This is a genomic window from Duganella rhizosphaerae, from assembly GCF_040364205.1.
Classification (GTDB): Bacteria; Pseudomonadota; Gammaproteobacteria; order Burkholderiales; family Burkholderiaceae_D; genus Rugamonas; species Rugamonas rhizosphaerae.
The window spans coordinates 196,361-202,757 of the sequence record NZ_BPWK01000015.1 but is presented as its reverse complement, the minus strand read 5'-3'; the positions used below and the strand labels follow the sequence as shown (position 1 = coordinate 202,757).

The window sequence follows — 6,397 nt, the reverse complement described above, 5'->3', positions numbered from 1 at the left end:
GCGGCAGCCTTGGCGGCAGCGTCGGCGGCGGCCTTGGCGGCGGCGTCGGCAGCGGCCTTGGCGGCAGCGTCGGCCACGGCCTTGGCGGCGGCGTCTGCGGCAGCCTTGGCGTCAGCGATGGCCTTGGCGGCGGCTTCGGCGGCGGCGGCGGCCGCACTGCCGGAGTCGATGCTCGGCACGGTACCGCTGCCCAGCGTGACCGACGAGGCGCTCACCGAGCCGTATGGCGCAGCCAGCACCACCTGCGCGCCGTTGCTGTTGATCGTGGTGGCGCTGCCGACGGTGATATTACCGTTGGTGGCGACCGCCGAGATGCTGCCGCTCGGCGAGGTCACGTTCAGCACGCCGCCCAGCACGATGTTATTGGTCGCTACCATGTTGATCGAGTTGGCCGCGTTCAGTTGCGATCCGCCCTGCAACGTGATGTCGGTGCTGGCCGACAGCGCGATGTCGTTGCCGATCAGCGTGTCGCTGATGGTGATCGGGCTGTGCGCGGTGATCGACACCCCGCCGTTGTAGGCGTGTACGGTGCCGCCGGTGTGGATGCCGCCGTGGTTGTCGATGACGATGTTGCCGTTGCTGGTGGTCAGCGCGCCCAACGCCAGCTCGCCGCTGTTGACGGTGTTGTTGAGCAGGATGTTGCCGCTGCTGTTGTAGGCGGTGAAGGCGCCCACATGGTTGCCGCTGTTGGTCAGCGTGATGCCGGCGGTGGCGTTGGCATGCAGGCTGTCGGTGGTCAGCGGGCCGGTCTGGGTGATCGACCCGCCGCTCTCGCCCGCGCTCAGCGTGATGCCGCTCTGCGCCCTGACATTGCCGATCGAGATATTGCCGTAGCCGTAGACGTTGAGCGAGCCGCTCATGTCGATGCTGCCGTTGGTTTGCGTCAGGGTGTAGGCGGTCAGCGTGGCGGCGCTGTTGGTGCCGCTCAGCACGCCACTGGTCAGCGTCAGGTTGTTGACCGTGGTGGCGCCGTTCAGCACCAGGCTGCCGCCGTTGAGGTTGAGCGTTGCGCCGCTCAGGCTGGCGGTGCCGCCGACCGTCAGCGTGCCGCCGGCCACCGCCAGCTGGCTGCCGCTGCCGACGGTGAGCTGGTTCAGCGTGGTGCTGCCGCTGGCGCCGGCGGTGGCGTCGTAGGTGATGGTGCCGGCGCTGCTGCCGATGGTGGCGGCCAGCACGTTGGCGCCGTCCGGCGCGACGCCGTCGGCCCAGTTGCCGGCGGCGCTCCAAAAACCGCCGCCGCTGCCGGTCCAGGTCGACAATGGACGCGCGGTGATCGTGCCATGGACGCCACTGCTGCTGCTGATCATGTAATTGCCGGCGTCGGTGCCGCTCAGGCTGAGCGTACCGCCGCTGGCGGTGACGGTTTTGTTGGCGCCGACGTTCTTGTCGGCATAGTTGAGGCTGGCGCCTTCGCTGACGAACAGCGATACCGAGTCGAGCGGACCTTCCGGAATGCCCAGCACGCCAGTAAGCGTGACGCCCTCCAGCGTGGCGCCGGTGCTGTTGTTGTACTGGCGGCTGGCCAGGGTCGCCGTCAGCGTGGCCTTGGTGATGTCGGCGGTCAGCCCGGTCGGCAGACCGGTCACCACGTAGTTGCCGGCGTCGGCGCCGCCCAGCGTGAAGCCGGTGGCCGTCACGCTCTTGCCGGTGCCGACGTTGCGGTTGTCGAACGTGCCTTGGCCAGAGACCAGAGTCACGGCGTCGCTGCCGAACTTGCCGCTCAGTGAGCCGTTGGCGACGTTCAGGGTCGCCAACGTGCCGTACTGGCTGGCCGCCGGGTTCCAATCCATGTTGTACACGCGGCTGTTGGCCGTGACGTTGCTGACGGTCAGCGACGCCGGCGAAATTTCGGTGACCACATTGGTCGGCACGCTCAGCTGGTAGTCGATGGCCTGGTCGCCGCTCAGGGCGAAGCTCCCCAGTCCGATGGTCACCGGGCGGTTCGCACCGGCGGCCTTGTTCACGAGCGTGGCGGTGCCGGTACCGGTCAGCATCACACTGTCGCCCTCAATCGCGGACACCGACCCGCCGATGAGCGTGAGGTTGTGGACATCGCCGTCGTAGGTGCGGCCGGGAACGCTCAGGCCGCTGATGGTCAGGCTGGCCTTGTTGATGGTGCCGGTGCCGGTGACGGTGCCGCCCTCGTTCAGGTCCAGCACGTAGTTGCCGTGCGAGTTGTTGGTCAGCGTCGGGCTGGTGACGGTGAGGGTCTTGCCGCTGCCGGCGGTGGCGTTGGCAAAGTTGAAGCTGCCGCTGAAGCCGAGCGTGTCGCCGCTCACCTTGTTGCCGAGCGTGACGGTGTAGCTGCCGTCGGAGGTGCCCTGCACCAGGCTGGACTGGCGGTCGTAGGTCTTGCTGGCGTTGCTGATCGTGGCGGTGACGTGGCGCTGATTGATGACCAGCGTCGGCGTGGCGTCGAAGGCGATGTCGTACTTGGTCGAATACAGACCGCCGAGGTTGTAGGTGCCGTGATTGACGGCGCCATCGTAGCCCAGCGTGCCATTGACGTCGGCGTGGGTATAGGCCTGGCCGAAGGTGACGCTGTTGCCGTCGTAGTCCTTGGTGGTGCCGCTGCCGGTCACATGCACGGACAACGGCGTCAGGAAGCCCCGCAGCAGCGGGTTCGTGTGGCCTTCGTAAATGCGCCACGCCGACGAATTGTTGTTGACGTCGAAACCGCTGAAGCTGGCCTGCTGCTTCATCTGCGTCGCGTTCAGGCCGACCGCGCCGGCGCTGTCGGGGGTAGCGCCGCTGGTCAGGAAGAAGCCACCCGTCACCGCGCCGCCGCTGGCGCCGTCGCCGACCAGCGCGTCAACCACGACGCTGGTATTGGACTTGACGTCGCCGCTGCTGTACGCGGCGTTGATGGTCCCGTACATGCCGTTGCCGCCCAGCAGGCCGCCGGTGCTGCCGGTGCTGTCGGTCGTCTTGCCGGTCACATTGCCCTGCACGTAGGAGTTGCTGATGGCGCCGTTGGAGTAGCCCGCCAGTCCGCCGACGTGCGAACCCGTGCCGATCACGTTGGACTCGATCGCCACGCCGCTGACGTGGCCGCCTATGCCGATGGAGCCCACCAGCGCGCCGGTGTAGCCGTTGCCTTCGACCGTGGCGCCGCTCAACTTGACGTTCTGTATCGTGCCCGTGCCCAACATCGTGAACAGACCGGTGCGGTTGCCAGCGTTTTTGATGTAGAGGCCGCTGATCGTTTTGTAGCCGCCGTCGAACGTGCCGTTGTAGGCAGTTTCGAGGCCGCCGATCGGCTTGAAACCGGCGTAGTTGCTGCCGGTGGAGTGATTCCAGTGGGCCGTCTGGCTGGCGTCGATATCGCTGTCGAGCACGTAGGAATAGCCGGTCGACAACGACCCGATTCCTTGCAGGCCGTAGACATCGGCCAGGTGGAAAGGTGTGCTGCTGCCGCCGTCGCCGCTGACGGCGCGCAGGAAGCTGCCGCCGCTGATACGGAAATCGGTGGCGCAGAAGGTCGGCAGGGTGCCGACCTGCGACCAGGCGCCGGCCGTCAGGTTGAAGATACCGTTGACGTTCACGCTGTCGGTGGCGGAGATGGTGGTGCCCGCGTTCAGCGCCAGGCCGCCTGTGCTGACCGCCGCTTGCAGCGCGATGCTGCCGGTGGCCGTCAGGCTCAGGCTGTTAGTGCGTGTCAGCGCCCCGCTGACAACGATGTCGCCGGCCGCAGCAGCCTTGTTATTACTGATGGTCAGCGAACTGCCGCTGACGCCGGCCAGGTCGGCGCTGCTCAGCACCAGCGTGTTGGCGGGATCGCCAGAGGCGCCGATGTCGATGGCGTTGGTCGATCCCAGACTGACCGAAGGGCTGTTGAGCGTACCGTTGGCCAGCGTCATCTTGCCGGAGTAGAGGTTGATGTCGGAACTGGAGGTGATGCTGCCGGCATTGGTGATGCGGTAAGCGCCGTTTGAACGGGTAATCAGGCTGATCGCGCCGCTGCCGTTGACAGCCGCGCCAGCGCCGACGCTGATGTTGCCGCCCTGGCTGTACAACGTAAAACTGCCTGCATTCTGGCCGCCGCTCAGGTCCAGATTACCCACCACGGACAGGTTGCCGGTACCGCTGCCGCCGGAGTTGCCGCTGGCCTGCTCGCCGATGCTCAGCCAGCCGTTGGCCGGCAGGTGCACGCCGGCCAGTTCGGCCTGGCTCAGGCCCAGCACGCCGGTGCCGTCGGTGGCGCCGACGCCGACCTGAATGGCGGTGGCATCGGATTTGGGTGTCAGCCGCACGCCGTGCTGCGTGGCGGTGGTCATGGTGCCGCCGAGCGCCATATTATCGGACTGCATGACGATGTTGCCGGCGGTGGCAGACAGCGCCACGCCGTTGTCGAGCGAAATCTGGCCGTTGGCCTTGGTCGAGGTCAGCGTCATATTGCCGGCGCTGGTCATCGCGCCGCCCACCGCGATGCTATCGGCCTGCACGCCGATGCTGCCGGCGCTGGAGGACAGCGAGGCGCCGTTGTTGATCGTCACCTGGCCATTCGCCTTGGTCGAGCTCAGTGCGAGGTTGCCTGCGCTGGTGACGGCGCCACTGACCACGAGGTCGCTGTTGCTGGTGGTGGCCGTCAGCGTGCCGCCGGCGCTGCTGGCGCCGAGATTGACGCTGCTCCCCGTCAGCAGGACATTGCCGTTGGTCGCTTGCAGCGATGCGGCGCCGCCGATGGCGTTGCCGGTGTTGTCGAGCGTGATGTCGGTGACCGCCAACGCACTGAGGTTGTGCAGCGTGAGCGCGGAGATCGGTTCGGTGACCTGGGTGATGTTACGGCCCGACGTCAGCACCAGGTCGCTGTTGCCGCCGGTGATGGGGGCCTTCAGGTAGATGTCGCGATCGGCGGTCAGCGTCAGGGTCCGGCCCGAGGGCAACAGCACTTCGCTCAGCACCGAGATATCGCCGCCGCTGCTGTTGCCGTTCACGTTACCGGTGCTGACCGTCACGTTGTTGGCCAGCAGCGCCGTATGCAGCGTATTAGTCAACAGCAGCGAATCCTGCACGCTGCCCGACTCCAGGAAAGTCCCGCCGCCGGAGATCAGATTGGCGTTGCCTATCGAATTAGGCACGCCGTACGTGCTGGTGCTGTCGGCGATGTAGACGTCGCTCGGATCGAGCAGCAGCTTGCCGGTCGCGCCCTTGGGCGCGCGGGTGTCGACCGCGCCCCGCATGTCGAGGTAGTGGCCGGAGGTTTCGACGAAGCCGCCGTTGCCGCCGGCCGCGCCGCCGCGCGCGGAAATGCCGCCGAACATCTGCGTGGCCTGGTCGCTCCAGACGATCACCTTGCCGCCATTGCCGTGGTCCGTGGCGTCGGCCTTGATCACGCTGTCCTTGCCCACATACGCTTGCTGGGCGTTCTGCACCGCCGAGTTCTTGCCCTGGTAGTCGCCGCCGACCAGCACCGTGCCGCCGCCGGCCGCGCCGCTGGCGTCGACCACGGCGTTGCCGGTCAGGCCGACCAACGGGCCCAGCAGTTGAATCTCGCCGCCGGTGTTCAGGTTGCCGCCGATGGCGGTGGTGCTGCTGCCCGCCTCCACCAGCGTGGTGCCGCTCGATTTCAGGATGATCTGGCCGTTGGCGCCGCGCACCGCGCTGTTGGCGTTGATGCCGCCGCGCTGGCTGACCAGCGCGCCATACACGCCGACCCGTCCGCCCTGCGCCACGATCTGCCCCAGGTTCAGCGCCTGGTCGGCAGGCGCCGACACCACCACCTGCACATTCGGATCCCTGGAATCGAACAGCTGCACGCTGCGCCCCGCCGCCAGCACCACGTCGCCGTTGGGCGCCGAGATCACGCCGCTGTTTTCCACCGCCGGCGCGACCAGGAAGATCTGGCCGCCGGACGGCGTGGTGATCGTGCCGGCGTTGCTGACCTTGCCCGCCGCGGCGTCGCCGCTGAAGTTGTTTTTGCCGGCCAGGAAGTCGGCGTTCGAGATCGCCAGGCTGGAGGCCACCAGGCCGTTCACATCCACCCGCGAGCCGGCGCCGAAGATCACGCCGTTCGGATTGATCAGGAACACCTTGCCGTTCGACTGCAGCGAGCCGAGGATCTGGGTCGGGCTCTGGCCGGTGATGCGGTTCAGCACCTTGCTGTCCGCGCTCTGCTGGATGAAGCGGGTGATCTCGTCCGACGCCACCGAAAAACTCTGCCAGTTGATGATGGTGTTGGGCGTGTTGGTGATCGAATAGGTCTTGCCCTGGAGGTTGAAGCTGGCCTGCCCCGCCACCACGGTAGGGCTGACCGGCGCCGCCTGGGCGCCGGTGTAACAGGCGGCCACCAGCACGGCGATCAGTTTGCGGCGCAGCGGCGCGGTCTGTGCGCGGCGTTGTGGGGAGCGGCTGGTCTCGGCTTTCATAAGGGCATCCTCTATCCGGTGTGGATCTG

At 67.1% G+C, this 6,397-nt stretch carries 1 protein-coding gene; it reads right to left on the bottom strand.

Features of this window, described 5'->3' with window-relative positions; translation table 11 throughout:
* Positions 1-6,368 (bottom strand): YDG domain-containing protein (locus RUGAMON1_RS26420; protein ID WP_445233321.1); only part of this gene is annotated, 6,368 nt, incomplete at its 3' end.
* Positions 6,369-6,397 lie beyond the last annotated feature (29 nt).